This is a genomic window from Niallia yueguangensis, assembly GCF_052663115.1.
The window spans coordinates 1-15,205 of sequence record NZ_JBQTCX010000033.1 but is presented as its reverse complement, the minus strand read 5'-3'; the positions used below and the strand labels follow the sequence as shown (position 1 = coordinate 15,205).

Below are 15,205 nucleotides of genomic sequence, written 5' to 3'. Positions count from 1 at the left end.
AGAAACATTAATTTCCCTGTGTTTTTTAGTCTCTGCTTATTTAAATGTCTCATATAAAGCGTCACTTAACTTTGCGAACTCTTCTATGGATAACGATTCTCCTCTTCTAGAAGAGGCAATATCAGCTTGCTGCAACGCCTCTATTATGCATTCTTTTTTTTGTTTGCCATTCTCAAGCTGACTGGATAAATTATTTAATATTGTCTTTCTGCGCTGTGCAAAACTTGCTCTTGTTACCCGAAAGAAGAAATCCTCATCTTTAACGGAAACTAACGGAGTATCCCTTCTTGTGAGCTTTATTACAGCAGAGTCTACATTTGGCTGCGGTACAAATACTGTTTTAGGCACAATCATAACTACTTCAGGTACGGTGTAATATTGTATCGCTATCGACAAAGAGCCATATTCCTTTGTCCCTGGTTTTGCTGATATTCTTTCTGCCACTTCTTTTTGAAGCATCACGACAATTCCTCGAAGCGGAAGTTTTTCTTCTAATATTTTCATGATAATGGGAGTAGTTACGTAATATGGCAAGTTTGCCACTAACATGATATCTTCAATGCCTTGGAATTCTGCGTCTATCACTTCTTTTACATTTGCTTTTAAAATATCTTCATGAATCACTTTCGTATTTTGATACGGCGATAGCGTTTCACTTAATATCGGTAATAATCGTTGATCTATTTCAAAAGCTACAACCTTTTTGCTGCGCTTCGCCAATTGCTCTGTTAAAGCTCCAATTCCTGGACCAACCTCGATAGCTCCAGACTCCTCAGAAAGCATAGCATGGTCTACAATATTTCTTAATATATTCGTATCAATTAAAAAGTTTTGCCCTAAACTTTTTTTAAAAGAGAATCCATATTTCTCTAGTATTGCTTTCGTTCTAACAGGTGTTGCAATATCTTTATCCATCGTTTTCCTCCTGGCGCATTACTATTAAAGCCTCTGCAAAAGCTTGTTTTGTAATTTGAAACATCATCAACCTTTTATGCAGCTGTTTTCCATTTGTATAGCCTATTTTCAATATTTTCCCTAATTGCTCACGTCGTTCCTTTGAACCTTCTCCACCGATAAGCTGCGCACATATTAAATCTTCTTGTGTAATTTGTTCCATTACGGTTTCACTCATTAAATGAGCATCTTTTAAAGCGTCTCTAATCGTTTCTATAGATGCATGCTCCACTCCAACCCCTTTTCCATGCTTTTGCAACGCCTTTTCCTTTGCAATAAAAGCATGCTTGCATCCGGGAACATGTTTAACAATTGTGTTGCGTATTTTTTGTCCAGGATAATCAGGGTCTGTAAATATAATAACCCCTCTCGTTGTTTGGGCTAATTTTATTTTTTCAATGGTTTCTTTATTGATGGCTGAACCATTTGTTTCAATTGTATCTGCATCAACTGCTCGTTTAATGGCAATTGTATCATCTCTGCCTTCCACTACTATTATTTCTTTTATCTTCATGGAACCTCCAAAAAAAAATAAATATTTGAAAAAAAAATGAAACATTTTTGTAACATGAAACGTCTATATATACAGAAAGATAATTCGCACGTAGATTATAACATTCATTATAGCTTAAATGATTATTTTCAACAAAATACATTCTTCAACAAAAAAAAACAGAGAATGCGATAGATTCTCTGTTAATAAGCACAAGCGCCTTGTTCATCGCCGTACGGACTGAGCTGAGCGAGTAAGTACGCAAAAAAGGTAAATCGACTAAGTACGCCACGTCCTGTGGCAACGTCGATTGACTCGCATCCTTCGAGCCTGTCGCAACATCGGCACATGTACATCCTATACGTCGGTTAGACACTCGTCTAAGTTGAAAATTTTATATTTTCTTACCAAATGAAACTTTAATTAATTATTTTTATTTTTACTGTTCTTGAACCCCAACGATATGCTTCTGCTGTCGTTGCGAAAAATACGTCGATTTTCTTTCCTTGTATAGCGGAGCCTGTATCAGCAGCTACTGCGTAGCCATAGCCTTCAACATATACTTTTGTACCTAATGGAATATAATCTGGATCGACAGCAATTATTTTTGCATTTGGATTTGCTTTTAAATTTATACCAGTAGCAGTATACCCAGAACAGCCATTGCAGCTTGCTGTATAAGCAGTTGCGTTTACATACATTTCTGTTCCTGCTGCTTCACTTGCACCTCGGGACGCAACTTGTAAAACTTCTGGTTTTGTTCCTACTGCAATAATTTTATCCTGTTTTTCTTTAATGATTTTTTGACTGAGCAGTTTTCGAGAAACTTCTTTGCCGTTTTTTAATGTTATCTCAAATTTTTTTGATGCTAATCCTTCTTTACCTTCTTTAAGTACTTTTTCAGTACCATTTTTCAAGCTATCATCTTTTTGAGTAACAACAGCATAATGAATTGGTTGTTCCACTACATCGGTGACCTTTTCTATGCGAGTAATATTTACAACAGTTTTTTCTTTCACTTTTTCATTTAGATTTGGTTCAACTTGGTCTAATTTTGTAAGTGAAATTCCTTGTTGTTTTAAAAAGTCAGCGACCGTAGTCGAAGTGGACCATAGTTGTTTTTTCTTTCCTGCATCTACTAGTATAATTGGATATGCTGTATGTACAACAATCTCCATGTTATTTTCTATGCTGGTTTTCCCTTTTTGATTAATCTGATCATATTTGTTCAAAGAAATTTTTTGTTCTTTTAAAAACTCTTCAACATTTTCAGCTGTTGTCCAAACCGTTTTCTTCTCGTTGTCTATTTTCAATTCAACCTGTTTTGCTTGTTTCCATACAACTTTATCATCGTCTTTTACCTTTGTTTCTAACGAAGGAAACACATAGTCTTTTGAGTGGACTGTAATTTTTAGATCATCATCAAATATTTCTTTTACAGTGGATGAATGAGTTCGGATGACCTTTTCTTCACCATTTAAAGTTAGCGACACAGTTTTTTTTGAAGTCTCGTATATAAGAAAGCCGAATGCACTTGCAAAAACTATGAAGCTAGCAATAATAATGGCCCATTTTTTCCTACTCAAATATGTGGAAAACAGGTTTTTCATGTTTTTAATTACGATGAAAAACGCCTCCTTTTCTCTCGGAGTGATTATATAGAGTATCCTGCCTGCTGTCAACCCCATATACTTTCTTTGACCGTACCTCCTATTATGCAAAATATCTTCACAAAAAGAAAGAAAGATTTCTCGACACAATCATTCTATGCGAAGTTGTCCAAAAATGTTCGAAAAAAAAAAGCTGTCGAATTTCTGTGTCAGCTTTTCTTTACGCTCTTCAAGTATTATAGTAAATCTTCAACTAAAAATACTTACCCCATTGAAGTCATCACATCCTGTGGAATTACGATGCTTCTAAGCTTGCACTTCCTTAAAATTCTCAGCTCTTTTGTCCTTCTTTTTGAACACGCACTATGAGAAAAGAAAAGGTTGTAGAACTAATTAAAAAAAGACAAGCATTTCCCTTATTCGACATCATTGCTTATCAATTTATGCCGAATAATTTTTTTGCATTTTCTGTAGTTGCTGCTGCTACTTCCTCGAAAGAAATTCCTTTTATTGCTGCAATTTCTTCTGCAACAAATTTAACATAGCTAGGTTCATTTCGTTTGCCTCTAAACGGGGTTGGAGCAAGATACGGACAATCCGTTTCGATTAAAAGTTTTTCTAATGGAATAGCTGCTGCTACTTCCTTTGGTTTTTTTGCATTTTTAAATGTTACCGTTCCTCCAAGTGAAATATAGAAATTCATATCAATACACGCTTGTGCTGTTTCTACACTTCCACCAAAACAATGCATAATTCCTCCAACTTCTTTTGCATCCTCTTCTTTTAATATATCCACTATATCTGCCGTTGCTTCTCGATTATGAATAATAATCGGCAAATTCACTTTCTTCGCCAACCTTATTTGTTTTCTAAACACTTCTTTTTGAATATTTTTCGGGGATTTATCCCAGTGATAATCTAATCCCATTTCTCCTATAGCAACCACTTTAGGATGGTTTGCCAACTCCTCTATCCATAGTAAATCCTCTTCCGTCATGTCAATTGCATCAACTGGATGCCAGCCTACACTTGCATAAAGAAAAGAATATTTCTCTATCAGTTCCATTGCTTTTTCAATTGTCGGTCGATCAAATCCAACAACAATCATTTTTTCCATCCCTGCATCAATAGCACGTTGAATAGTTTCTTCTAAATCTTCTGTAAATTGCTCTGCATTTAAATGTGTATGCGTATCAAATAACATTAAAAAGTCTCCTCTGTTCCAAATATTATTTTTTATTCCTATACAAAAATTTCGCAATTAACCACTACAACCACCTAATTTGAAGAAAAACATAGAAATGTTCCATAACGAATGAATGTCTGGATACTTCTATGTTTTTCTTTTAGGCTCTGTTAAATTCCCTTGTTGGTTTTCAAAAGGTTATGGAATCCACTCCCTCCTAATTAACAACTTATCGTTTAACAAAGCCTTCTTTTTATATTAAAATTTATTTCACTTTAGCACCAAGTGGCAATGACTCATCTACAGAAGCGACAGAAAGAATTCCATCCTGACTCCCTGCAAGAATCATTCCTTGTGATAGTTCGCCTCTTAATTTAACTGGTTTTAAATTCGTTACACATATAACTCGTTTTCCAACCAATTCTTCTGGCTTATAATATTGAGCAATGCCAGAAACTACTTGTCTTTGCTCATAGCCTAAATCCAGTTGCAGCTTTAACAATTTATCTGCTTTTTTCACTGGTTCAACCTGTAATACTTTTGCTACTCGCAAGTCTACTTTCATGAAGTCATCAATTGTTATTTCCTCTGTTTCAGGGACTTCTTGCACGTTTGGAGCTTTTTCCTCTTCTTTGGCAGGACCTTGCATTTCTACTTTAATAAATTCCACTTCTTCTTCCATGTCTAAACGTGGGAAGATAGGTTCGCCCTTTTCGACCTTTGTTGCCGTTGGAATGCATCCAAATACGCCTAAACTTTCCCAAGATTTTAAAGAATCATCTTGGATATTCAACTGTTGGAATATTTTATCAGGCGTTCTTGTTAAAAATGGTTTTAACAGAATCGCAATCCTTCTTAAAGATTCAGCCAAATGAGTCATTACATCCGCTAACTGTTCTTGTTTTCCTTCTTTTGCCAACACCCATGGTTGTGTTTCATCAATGTATTTGTTATTTCTACTCACCAATTGCCATAGATTCGTGAGCACAACAGAAAATTCCATATTCTCCATATGTTCTTCATATTTCTGCAAAGTTTCCTCATGGGCTTTTACAAGTGACTGTTCAAAGTTTCCTTTTGAACCTTTATATTCTGGAATAACTCCATCAAAGTACTTATTAATCATTGCCACTGTTCGGTTTAGTAAATTTCCTAAATCATTAGCTAAATCAAAATTTACTCTTTCCACAAATCCTTCTGGTGTAAACACACCATCCGCTCCAAATGGCACTTCTCTCAATAAGTAATATCGTAAAGCATCTAAACCATATCTGTCGATAAGTGTTACAGGATTTACAACATTCCCTTTTGATTTCGACATTTTTCCGTCTTTCATTAAAATCCAACCATGCGCAAATACCTTTTTCGGCAGTGGAAGATCTAAAGCCATTAACATAATCGGCCAATAGATGGTATGAAAACGTACAATTTCTTTTCCAACTAAATGAACATTCGCAGGCCAATATTTAGAATATTTAGACTCATCTTCTGTACCATAACCTAATGCTGTGATATAATTAGACAACGCATCAATCCAAACGTATACAACATGTTTTGGATCTCCTGGCACTTTTATTCCCCAATTAAATGTTGTTCTTGATACAGCAAGATCTTCTAAACCTGGTTTAATAAAATTATTAATCATTTCATTTTTACGGGATTCTGGTTGAATGAATTCAGGATTTTGTTCATAGAACTCTAATAAACGATCTGCATATTTGCTCATTCTGAAAAAGTAAGATTCTTCTTTAACCAATTCAACAGGATGGCCACTATCAGGACTTTTACCACCAATAATTTTACCAGCATCATCATATATCGGATCAACTAACTGTAATTCTGTATAATATGTTTCATCTGATACAGAATACCAACCTTGATATTCGTCTAAATAAATATCTCCTTGGTCCACTAATTGTTGAAACATTTTACTAACAACGTCTGTATGGCGCTTTTCAGTAGTACGAATAAAATCATCATACGAGATATCAAGCTTATCCCATAACTTTTTAATACCTGCCACTATCTCATCCACATATTCTTGTGGAGTGATACTTGCTTCTTCTGCTTTACGTTGAATTTTCTGACCATGTTCATCTGTTCCCGTTAAATATCGAACATCAAAACCTCTCATACGTTTATAACGGGCCATTGCATCCCCTGCTACTGTCGTATATGCATGCCCAATATGTAGATTTCCGCTCGGATAATAAATAGGGGTTGTTATATAGAAAGTGTTGTTTTGATCTTTCATTTTTATCCCTCCTGAAAGTAACTTATACATTATGTACAATACTTAAATAGTAAACGATAAACTATTGTTTATGTACTTCTTATTGTATCAATACTTGTTCAAATTCCAAAACACCAATTTAATATTTCTTTATTTTTTATAGAAAAATTTATTAAATATTGCCATTTTTTCATTTACACCATCAGAATATACATAAAATTCATTTATTCTGCAACTAACTAATGCCTTTTCTCTTACTAACTTCACTGTATATTTCTAAAAGAACAAATGTCGTTTTCACTGTTTTTTGTAGAAATTTGTCGAAAAAATACATGAAATACTTTTATATCTTTATTTTTCATCTCATTTGATATAGAAAATACTGGTATGCACCTATCGTAAAACATTGCTATATAAACATTTGTCGATTCTCAAAAATTTCTAAAATAAAATAATTGACGGTTATGGGAATGGCTGGTATTATAGAACCAAACAAAGAAATTTGTCGAATATTAGCGAAAAAAGATAAATATTATTTATTTGGGAGGAGAAAAGGAAATGAAATCTACAGGTATTGTTCGTAAAGTTGATGAATTGGGGCGTGTAGTTATTCCAATCGAATTAAGACGTACGTTAGGAATTGCTGAAAAAGATGCACTAGAAATCTATGTTGATGATGAAAAAATCATCTTAAAAAAATATAAACCTAATATGACTTGCCAAGTTACTGGTGAAGTTTCAGACGATAACTTAACTTTAGCTGGTGGCAAATTAATTCTAAGCCGCGAAGGTGCAGAACAGCTTTTAAATGAAATCAAAAGTTCTTTTGAAGTATCTAAATAATTCCACTATCATTTGAATTTTTATAAAAAAAGTATGGAAACATAGCGTATTGCTGGATTTCCATACTTTTTTCTTTAGTAGAGAAGTTTTTCAACTTAGATGAGTGTCTAGCTCCAGCACCTATCGTACTTAAGGTCTTCTCCCTACGATAAGCCAACATCGAATCGCTAACGCTCTTCGTATTTCCTTTATCTCAGTCAAAGCCCTTCAGTCTGTACGACGATGAACAAGCCGCTTCCGCTTTTCTTTTTTATTCATTTACATGATACTCTTGATATACTTCTCTCTTTTGTATCCCTCTATCGACAGCTGTTTTTTTAATAGCTTCTTTTGCGGTACATCCTTCATCGTTTAAATACTGTTCAACATGCTCCACTACAGTAAGATCAGTCCACCAATCCGTTACTGATTCTTGCCATTCTCCTTTTTCTATTACAATACAAAATTCTCCGCGTATTTCTTCTTTTTCCGCCCAATCAATTACTTCATGAACTGATCCTCTTATAAATTCTTCATACATTTTTGTTAATTCTCGGCAGAGAGATATTTTTCTATTGCCTAATATTTCATTTATTAATATTAAAGTTTCTTTTAAACGATGTGGGGATTCATATAATAAAATGGTACCTTGAATCTCCTTAAGAAACGTTAATTCTTTTTTCTTTTCTTTTTTCTGTCTATTAAGGAAGCCATAAAAGAAAAATGGATGGGTAGGCAATCCAGATGCAATCAATGCCGTTAATGCTGCATTTGCACCTGGCAATGGTATAACCGGCAACTTTTCTTCTACTGCTGCAACTACCAACTCATAACCCGGGTCAGCAATAGTAGGCATACCTGCATCACTTACTAATGCCACTACTTTTCCTTCTTGTATTGCTTGTATTATTTTACGGCCGCTTGTTTCTTTATTATGCTCATGATAGCTTACAATAGGTGTTGTTATATCAAAATAATTACATAATTTTTTTGTATTTCTTGTATCTTCTGCAGCTATAAGATCAGCTTCTTTTAATAAGCGTACAGCCCTAAAACTCATATCTTCTAAATTTCCAATTGGCGTTGGTATTAAGTATAAACACCCTGTGTTCTCATGATAGCTTTTTTGCTGCCACAAATGCTTCACCTGCTTCCTTTTTTACATACTGTTCCTTCTTTTTCCTATCCAACTGTTTAAAACGGTATTCAGCTTTTTGTGCTTCAGATTTATTAGAAAAAACTTCAAAATACACTAAAGTAACGGGCAGACGTCCTCTCGTATATTTAGCACCTTTTCCTTTATTATGTGTATTGACTCTTTTATCTAAATCATTTGTATACCCTGCATAAAATGTCCCGTCACCACACTGAAGAACATAAAAGTAATGGTTACTTATTTCCATATAGGATTCGACTCATTTCTTCTGTATATTCGTTTGCATCATCATATACAAATAATGGCGGAAGTATTTTTAAATCTGGTTTCCCATCTTTTATTGCTTCTACTAAAAGCACATTTGCATCCTTCCCCTTTTTTGGATATACAAATCGGATTCGTTTTGGCTCTAATCGATATTGTCTCATTAATGTTACAATATCAAGAAACCTGCCTGGCCTATGCACAAAAGCTACTTTTCCACCTTGTTTGACTAATTGACTGGATATGCGAATCGTATCCTCTAGTGTACATAATATTTCATGTCTAGCAATAGCAAAATGCTCATTTACATTTATCTCTTCTGATGAATCTGTTTGAAAATAAGGCGGATTACATGTAACAACATCATATTTTTCATACCCTATAATTGCAGGAACTTCTTTAATATCTTTATGAATCATACTTACTTTTTCTTGTAGGTTATTATACATAATGCTTCGATTAGCCATATCATAAAGACGTTCTTGAATTTCCACTCCTATTATTGTTCCCTTTGTTCGCAACGACAGAAATAATGGGATCACACCATTTCCACTACAAAGGTCAACTAATTTCCCTTTATTTATTGGAACAGAAACAAAGTTCGCTAATAAAACTGCATCAAGGGAAAAAGAAAAAACAGAAGGACTTTGAATAATTTTTAATTCTTCCGCTAATAAATAGTCCAGCCTTTCATCTCCTATTAATTCAACCACTGTATGAACCTCCACTATCTAAAAAATCTTATATACCATAAAACATGTAAAAAAAAACCTTCCTACGGTAAGGAAGGTTCCAGGCTGTCGACAAACGCTCGCTTTCTTCGTTGTTCGCCTTACTCGGATGCTCATTACCCAAACACGGTAACTCCGCTCCTCCCAAGGCTTCACGTCTCGAAAGACAAACGTTTTCGATCAGCCTGAAGTTTCTGCTAAAATCACTTTAATCGAAAGTAAATATCCGACAGCAGATTGGGCTATTTTTTATTAAGAAACGATAAACAGAACAAGCAATCTCCATCTTTTCTTGGACTGCCGAAATGAAGATTACAAATATGAAAACCCTCTTGATAAAGTCTGGCTAGGTTGTCATATCCTTCTCCTACATCTATATTTTTTTCTTCTGTTTGGTTATTAGATTTTGAATTTATCTTTTTATTTGTTTCTTTATTTTTGTCTTTTACCTTTGCTTGTCTTTCTAGATGCCTTCTTAAATTCTCATTTTCCAGCTTTAATGTGTTGTTCTCCTCAATCAGCTCTGCAACATGTTGCTTCAACTCACCTAATTGCTGATATAAATTCCCAATTTGGCTTTCCATATTAATTACTGAATCAAAAACTTCTTTTTTATCCACTCTTCCACCTCATTAATCTGTGGATTGAACTGAAACAGTATCTTCTTGCAGTATTTCTTCCAATGTATATTCAAGCACTCGTTCTTGTTCAGAAATTTCCACTTGGAGTAAACGTTCTAAAATATTTAACCCTACTACTTTTCCTTTTCCTTGAGGAGTTTCAATCCACTCTCCTAAGTCTGGCAATTGTTCTTTGGCAGATTCGTATTCATCATTTTCATATTTTAGACAACACATTAATCTACCACATAAACCAGAAATTTTTGTTGGATTTAATGAGAGATTTTGATCTTTTGCCATCTTTATTGAAACTGGTTCAAAATCTCCTAAAAAGGTGGAACAACAAAGCATTCTACCGCATGGTCCAATTCCACCTAGCATTTTTGCCTCGTCTCGAACACCGATTTGCCGTAATTCTATTCTCGTTCTAAAAATTGCAGCTAAATCCTTTACTAATTCGCGAAAATCTACACGGCCGTCTGCTGTAAAATAAAAGATTACTTTATTTCGATCAAATGTATATTCTACATCTACTAACTTCATGTCCAAATTATGAAGACTAACTTTTTCACAGCAAACTTCATATGCTTCTTTTGCTGCGCTTCTGTTCTCATCTACAATCATTTGGTCTTTTTGATCCGCTATCCTTAATACTTTTTTAAGAGGTAATACAACATCCGTTTCGTCAACCTTCTTTGGAGCAATAACTACTTTACCATACTCAACTCCTCGAACTGTTTCCACGATAACAAAGTCCTCTTTTTGAATGATTATATCATTCGGATCAAAATAATATATTTTTCCAGCTTTTTTAAAGCGGATTCCTACAACATCATACAACTGAAGATCCCTCCTGCAGCTTTAGCACAAGCTGCTCCATCAATAACTGTGGATTCATATTACCTTGCAGCTTACGCTTTGCTTCAAAAATAGCTGATATTTGTTCTGTTAAACTTTGATTAGAAAGCTTTAAAGCAGAAGCTTCTAAAAGTTCCTTTTCGTTTATATGAACAATTTTATCGTGCTTGCCAAGCTGTATATATAATAAATCCTTATATAGTAGCAACAATAAATCTAGCCCTTTGTCATATTGGTCTTTTTCTTTAAAATGCAAAAACCAATCCCGTTGAAGAGCTACTAATGCCTCTAAGGAATTTCCCTTAAGAGTCTCATATAATTTTACCACTATTTTTTGTGCTTGTACAAACCATTCATCAGAACTTAGAAGCAATGCCTCTTCGTAATTATTGGTAAGCTGGGCAAGTTTTGGAGCATCATTGTTTTTTATCCCATTAATAATAAGCTGATCTACCAATTTGGAAGGAGTCAAAGGAGTAAAAGATAATATTTGGCATCTAGATAAGATAGTTGGAATAATTTGTTGTATTTGTTCTGTTAATAAAATAGCCATTGTTTCTGCATTTGGTTCTTCTAAAAACTTTAATAAGCTATTAGCTGCATTAGTTGTCATTTTATCTGCATGACTAATAATATAAAGCTTCTTTTTTGATTCTACTCCCATTTTAGAGAATTCCTCTTGCAAGCTTTGAATTTGATGCTTTTTTATAGATAATCCATCTGGTTCTAAAATATGAACATCTGGATGATTTCCATGAGTTATTCTTTTGCAATTAGAACATGTTTCACATGGAACATATTTATCTAATAAGTTCTCACATAAAACACTTTTTGCTAGTAGTATGCTAATATCTTTTTTGCCTGTTCCTTTCATTCCTTCAAAAAGGTATGCATGTGCAAGCCGGTTCTTTTTTAAGCTGTTTCTTAGCATTTTTAATACAATGGGCTGTGACTGCTCTAGTTGGTCCCATGTTCTTGTCAAGACAATCACTCACTTACGTATATAAATTAATTAACATTCCTTTTTGTCCTTCTGTTTGAATATGGACTTAAAATTGTTTGAATTGTTCCACTGGCAGTACAAAAACAGTTGCCCCTCCTACTTCTACTTCAACTGGATATGGAACATAAGAGTCTGCGTTGCCACCCATTGGAGAGACAGGTGCTACTAGCTGATCTCGTGATTGGCAGTTTTCTTTAATAATTTCCATACATTTTTCAACGCGAATATCTTCCGTACCTATCATAAATGTTGTGTTGCCTGATTTCAAAAATCCACCAGTACTGGCTAGTTTTGTTGCTCTAAAATTATGTTCAACAAGGGCATTTAATAGCTTATTACTATCTTTATCTTGAATAACAGTCAAAATTAATTTCATTTTTACCATCCTTTATTTTATATTTTCCGAATAAAAAGCTTCCTTCTATTATATCAGTAAATTATGGAAGAAACATGTATTATAGATAATTTGGAGCTTGTATTAATAAAAGCGAAGGCGCCTTGCTCAGCTCCGAAGAAAAATATACTCTTGGCTCAAAGAGTGTTTGTTATTTTTAGAGACCGCGGTTATTTTTCACAGGGGCTGGCTGCTTGCGCTACACAGTTATCTAACTCGAAGCATATCCATTCTAATATTAAAATAAAGGTCTACTTTTAGAAAACAGCCTAAACTTATAACAGCTTGCTTATCATCCTTTCTGCTTGTTGAAAAACTTGTTCCAGCGGTTGAGCTGCATCTATCTTTTTGATTCTATTAGGAAATTTGTCCATCACTTGATAATACCCTTCTTGAACACGTTCATGAAAATCCAGCTTTTCTAAATCTAAACGGTTTATTTCTCTATCTTTTGTTTTATTGATCCTAGCCAATCCTATCTTAGGATCTAAATCAAAATAAATAGTCGCATGCGGCATTAATCCATTTATCGCAAATTCATTTATTTTCCATACTTCATCAATACCTAACCCTCTTGCATGTCCTTGATAAGCAAGAGAACTATCAATAAAACGATCACACAAAACAATATATCCATCCTGTAACGCTGGAATTACTTTTTCGATCAAATGTTGCCTTCTAGCAGCTGCGTATAACAAAGCCTCTGTTCTTGCATCCATTTCTGTATGATCAGGATCTAATATTACACTTCTGATTTTTTCAGCAATTTTTATTCCGCCTGGTTCTCTTGTTTTTATTACCTTTATGCCTTTTTTTATATAGTATTCTTCTAACATTTCTAAAATGGTCGTTTTTCCAGCTCCCTCTGGTCCTTCCATTGTAATAAAAAGCCCTTCTGCCATTAGATATTTCCTCCTACTACACTTTAGTTATCTTATAAAAACAGTAATTTTACGATGATAGATGGAGGATTCTCCTTGAAACTTTGCACCGTTTTCGATTAATTTTTTCAAATGATTAATATGATTTAAAGTTATTTCTTCCCCAGGAAGTAGCAACGGTATACCTGGTGGATATGGAACAACGGTTTCTGCACTTATAAAGTGTAAAGCCTCATCTAAACTTACCTGCTTTTTCTCTCGTTTTAATTGTTCTTCTTCATTAAGCTTTAATTCTACTATATTGGGCTCTATATTTATAGTCAGGCTTTTACCTTCCATGCCCCTTCTATTAGTTGCAACTGGTTGTAATGCCTTTTTGATTTTTTTTAGAGCTTGTTGTAATGGGTATTCCATTCCCTTTTTAAGTAAAGGGAATATTAATAATACATTAGTTGTATCCGCTAACTCTGAATAGACCCCTTCTCTTTCCATTAATTTTTGAAGTTCAAATCCATTTAGAGAACAAGCCGATTGAATTGTAATTTTTAATGGGTCCCCTTTACCCTTTTTATAAGATAACACTTTTATTTGATCTATTTTACTAAGTTCTTCTCGAAATGCATCAATTTCTTTTATTAAAAACTCTCCATCTTCTTCTTTAAATGTCCCTATATAACTTCTCGCTATATCCAAAGATGCCATAATTGGATAGGATGGGCTACTAGACTGGAGAATCGATAAATAATTCTCTACCTTTATTTGTTGGATCTTATTGCTATTAAAATGTAAATAAGCTCCCATTGTTAAAGCAGGCAATGTTTTATGAGCAGATTGTATAACAATATCTGCTCCCAACTCTACTGCTGATGCTGGAAAATAAGAAGATCCAATAAAATGAGCACCATGAGCTTCATCCACGAGCACCACTATTTCATGCGCTTGTGCTAATTGAATAATCTCCTCTAATTCCCCTACCATTCCATAGTAATTAGGAGAGGTTATAATTAATACTTTAATATGAGGATATAGTTTTATTGCTTTTTTTAAAGTAGCAACAGATAAAGTAGCTGCTATCCCCCATTCAGGGTCGTATTCTGGACTTAGCAGAATAGGCTTGGCTTTAGCTAAGCGAATTCCATTCATAATCGATTTATGACTATTCCGTTGAACAAATACCCCTTCACCTTCCTGAACAGAAGCTAGGATCATGGCTAAATTTCCTACTGTTGATCCATTCACTAAAAAATAGCTGCTTTTTACTTTATATAATTGAGCCAATAAATTTTCAGCATGTAAAATTATTTCAGTCGGAGCATGAAGATCATCTAATCCAGTAAGTTCTGTGAGATCATAATGCAACAAATTCTCTCCCCACTCTTTATACGCAGGGAAGAGCATCCCATTTTTATGGCCAGGTACATGAAAAGAAATATTTATTTTTTGCTGAAATTGAGCTAGTTTTGTATATAACGGCGTTTCCTTTTGCAAAATTTTCACCTTTTCTTCTTTGTGACTTTATATATTTTATCATTCGTTCCATGTGAAACAAGTTGACCATATCAAGATATGTTTTTTCTTATCTATTTAATTTTATTCTATTCTTTTGATGAATCAAAAAGTTCGTTTTGTAATTTTCTGAATATTGTATATAGATGGATTTATATGGATAACATGGTGATATGGAGGTGGAGATTTTGAATTTCTCTTTAAACAAAACACAGCTGCATCAGATTAAGGAAAAATGTTTAATTTGTGAGAAGCATAAATTAATGGGGATCCATTTATATCATACCTTTATTTGTTCTGATTGCGAACAGGAGATAGTTCATACTAAAACAAGTGATTTAAACTATCTTTTTTACATTAACCGCTTAAAAAAAGCTCAGAACTGTCCATAAAAGAACAGCGATATTATAAATACCATTCAACTATTTGGAATATATCTTTTTATTCGTTAAAAAGTTTAATCTACAAAAAAAACATCTAATTAATATTAGATG

At 33.9% G+C, this 15,205-nt stretch carries 16 protein-coding genes; 2 read left to right on the top strand and 14 right to left on the bottom strand.

The window, feature by feature from the left end; translation table 11 throughout:
• Positions 1 to 36: 36 nt before the first annotated feature.
• The 5 genes from rsmA to metG form a co-directional block, all read right to left on the bottom strand.
• Positions 37 to 915 (bottom strand): 16S rRNA (adenine(1518)-N(6)/adenine(1519)-N(6))-dimethyltransferase RsmA, encoded by an 879-nt coding sequence (gene rsmA, locus ACTYA4_RS20655; RefSeq protein ID WP_443483382.1) that lies wholly within the window; start codon positions 913 to 915, stop codon positions 37 to 39.
• Positions 908 to 1,468: a ribonuclease M5 gene (rnmV, locus tag ACTYA4_RS20650; protein ID WP_443483381.1), complete on the bottom strand. Its 561-nt coding sequence runs from the start codon at positions 1,466 to 1,468 to the stop codon at positions 908 to 910. Before rnmV ends, rsmA begins: the two co-directional genes overlap by 8 nt.
• A 398-nt stretch (positions 1,469 to 1,866) precedes the next feature.
• On the bottom strand, positions 1,867 to 3,057 hold the full coding sequence (locus ACTYA4_RS20645; protein WP_443483380.1) for a resuscitation-promoting factor: 1,191 nt from the start codon (positions 3,055 to 3,057) through the stop codon (positions 1,867 to 1,869).
• A gap of 436 nt (positions 3,058 to 3,493) precedes the next feature.
• Entirely contained in the window at positions 3,494 to 4,261 is a 768-nt protein-coding gene (locus ACTYA4_RS20640) for a TatD family hydrolase (RefSeq protein ID WP_443483379.1), read from the bottom strand.
• A 247-nt stretch (positions 4,262 to 4,508) separates the two neighbouring features.
• Positions 4,509 to 6,497: a methionine--tRNA ligase gene (gene metG, locus ACTYA4_RS20635; protein ID WP_443483378.1), complete on the bottom strand. Its 1,989-nt coding sequence runs from the start codon at positions 6,495 to 6,497 to the stop codon at positions 4,509 to 4,511.
• 537 nt (positions 6,498 to 7,034) lie between these two features.
• On the opposite strand from metG, the gene abrB reads away from it, so the two are divergent.
• The gene (gene abrB / locus ACTYA4_RS20630; protein WP_443483377.1) at positions 7,035 to 7,319 is read left to right on the top strand and encodes a transition state genes transcriptional regulator AbrB; all 285 of its coding nucleotides are present in this window, start codon (positions 7,035 to 7,037) and stop codon (positions 7,317 to 7,319) included.
• 250 nt (positions 7,320 to 7,569) lie between these two features.
• On the opposite strand, the gene rsmI is transcribed toward abrB, so the two are convergent.
• From rsmI to ACTYA4_RS20585, 9 genes are all read right to left on the bottom strand, one after another.
• Entirely contained in the window at positions 7,570 to 8,436 is an 867-nt protein-coding gene (rsmI, locus tag ACTYA4_RS20625) for a 16S rRNA (cytidine(1402)-2'-O)-methyltransferase (protein WP_443483376.1), read from the bottom strand.
• Positions 8,411 to 8,701: a GIY-YIG nuclease family protein gene (locus tag ACTYA4_RS20620; protein WP_443483375.1), complete on the bottom strand. Its 291-nt coding sequence runs from the start codon at positions 8,699 to 8,701 to the stop codon at positions 8,411 to 8,413. Before ACTYA4_RS20620 ends, rsmI begins: the two co-directional genes overlap by 26 nt.
• Positions 8,688 to 9,431 carry a tRNA1(Val) (adenine(37)-N6)-methyltransferase gene (locus tag ACTYA4_RS20615; protein WP_443483374.1) on the bottom strand — a complete coding sequence of 248 codons (744 nt, stop codon included), beginning with the start codon at positions 9,429 to 9,431 and terminating at the stop codon, positions 8,688 to 8,690. The genes ACTYA4_RS20620 and ACTYA4_RS20615 overlap by 14 nt, the downstream gene beginning before the upstream one ends.
• 260 nt (positions 9,432 to 9,691) lie before the next feature.
• Positions 9,692 to 10,069, bottom strand: a complete 378-nt coding sequence (gene yabA / locus ACTYA4_RS20610; protein WP_443483373.1) for a DNA replication initiation control protein YabA — start codon at positions 10,067 to 10,069, stop codon at positions 9,692 to 9,694.
• 12 nt (positions 10,070 to 10,081) lie between these two features.
• Complete coding sequence (locus tag ACTYA4_RS20605; protein WP_443483372.1) at positions 10,082 to 10,909, bottom strand: PSP1 domain-containing protein; 828 nt, start codon at positions 10,907 to 10,909, stop codon at positions 10,082 to 10,084.
• Entirely contained in the window at positions 10,902 to 11,909 is a 1,008-nt protein-coding gene (gene holB / locus ACTYA4_RS20600; protein ID WP_443483371.1) for a DNA polymerase III subunit delta', read from the bottom strand. The genes ACTYA4_RS20605 and holB overlap by 8 nt, the downstream gene beginning before the upstream one ends.
• A 67-nt stretch (positions 11,910 to 11,976) precedes the next feature.
• Entirely contained in the window at positions 11,977 to 12,306 is a 330-nt protein-coding gene (gene darA / locus ACTYA4_RS20595) for a cyclic di-AMP receptor DarA (RefSeq protein WP_443483370.1), read from the bottom strand.
• A gap of 293 nt (positions 12,307 to 12,599) precedes the next feature.
• Positions 12,600 to 13,226 carry a dTMP kinase gene (tmk, locus tag ACTYA4_RS20590; RefSeq protein WP_443483369.1) on the bottom strand — a complete coding sequence of 209 codons (627 nt, stop codon included), beginning with the start codon at positions 13,224 to 13,226 and terminating at the stop codon, positions 12,600 to 12,602.
• Between the two features lie 27 nt (positions 13,227 to 13,253).
• Positions 13,254 to 14,702 carry an aminotransferase class I/II-fold pyridoxal phosphate-dependent enzyme gene (locus tag ACTYA4_RS20585; RefSeq protein WP_443483368.1) on the bottom strand — a complete coding sequence of 483 codons (1,449 nt, stop codon included), beginning with the start codon at positions 14,700 to 14,702 and terminating at the stop codon, positions 13,254 to 13,256.
• A 182-nt stretch (positions 14,703 to 14,884) separates the two neighbouring features.
• On the opposite strand from ACTYA4_RS20585, the gene ACTYA4_RS20580 reads away from it, so the two are divergent.
• Entirely contained in the window at positions 14,885 to 15,103 is a 219-nt protein-coding gene (locus ACTYA4_RS20580; protein ID WP_443483367.1) for a sigma factor G inhibitor Gin, read from the top strand.
• Positions 15,104 to 15,205 lie beyond the last annotated feature (102 nt).

Excerpts from the sequence above, each read along its gene's own strand:
- ACTYA4_RS20620 (WP_443483375.1), bottom strand. The coding sequence starts at position 8,701 with ATGGAAATAAGTAACCATTACTTTTATGTTCTTCAGTGTGGTGACGGG.
- rnmV (WP_443483381.1), bottom strand. The coding sequence starts at position 1,468 with ATGAAGATAAAAGAAATAATAGTAGTGGAAGGCAGAGATGATACAATT.
- darA (WP_443483370.1), bottom strand. The coding sequence starts at position 12,306 with ATGAAATTAATTTTGACTGTTATTCAAGATAAAGATAGTAATAAGCTA.
- rsmA (WP_443483382.1), bottom strand. The coding sequence starts at position 915 with ATGGATAAAGATATTGCAACACCTGTTAGAACGAAAGCAATACTAGAG.
- metG (WP_443483378.1), bottom strand. The coding sequence starts at position 6,497 with ATGAAAGATCAAAACAACACTTTCTATATAACAACCCCTATTTATTAT.
- ACTYA4_RS20645 (WP_443483380.1), bottom strand. The coding sequence starts at position 3,057 with ATGAAAAACCTGTTTTCCACATATTTGAGTAGGAAAAAATGGGCCATT.
- ACTYA4_RS20640 (WP_443483379.1), bottom strand. The coding sequence starts at position 4,261 with ATGTTATTTGATACGCATACACATTTAAATGCAGAGCAATTTACAGAA.
- ACTYA4_RS20580 (WP_443483367.1), top strand. The coding sequence starts at position 14,885 with ATGGAGGTGGAGATTTTGAATTTCTCTTTAAACAAAACACAGCTGCAT.
- abrB (WP_443483377.1), top strand. The coding sequence starts at position 7,035 with ATGAAATCTACAGGTATTGTTCGTAAAGTTGATGAATTGGGGCGTGTA.
- tmk (WP_443483369.1), bottom strand. The coding sequence starts at position 13,226 with ATGGCAGAAGGGCTTTTTATTACAATGGAAGGACCAGAGGGAGCTGGA.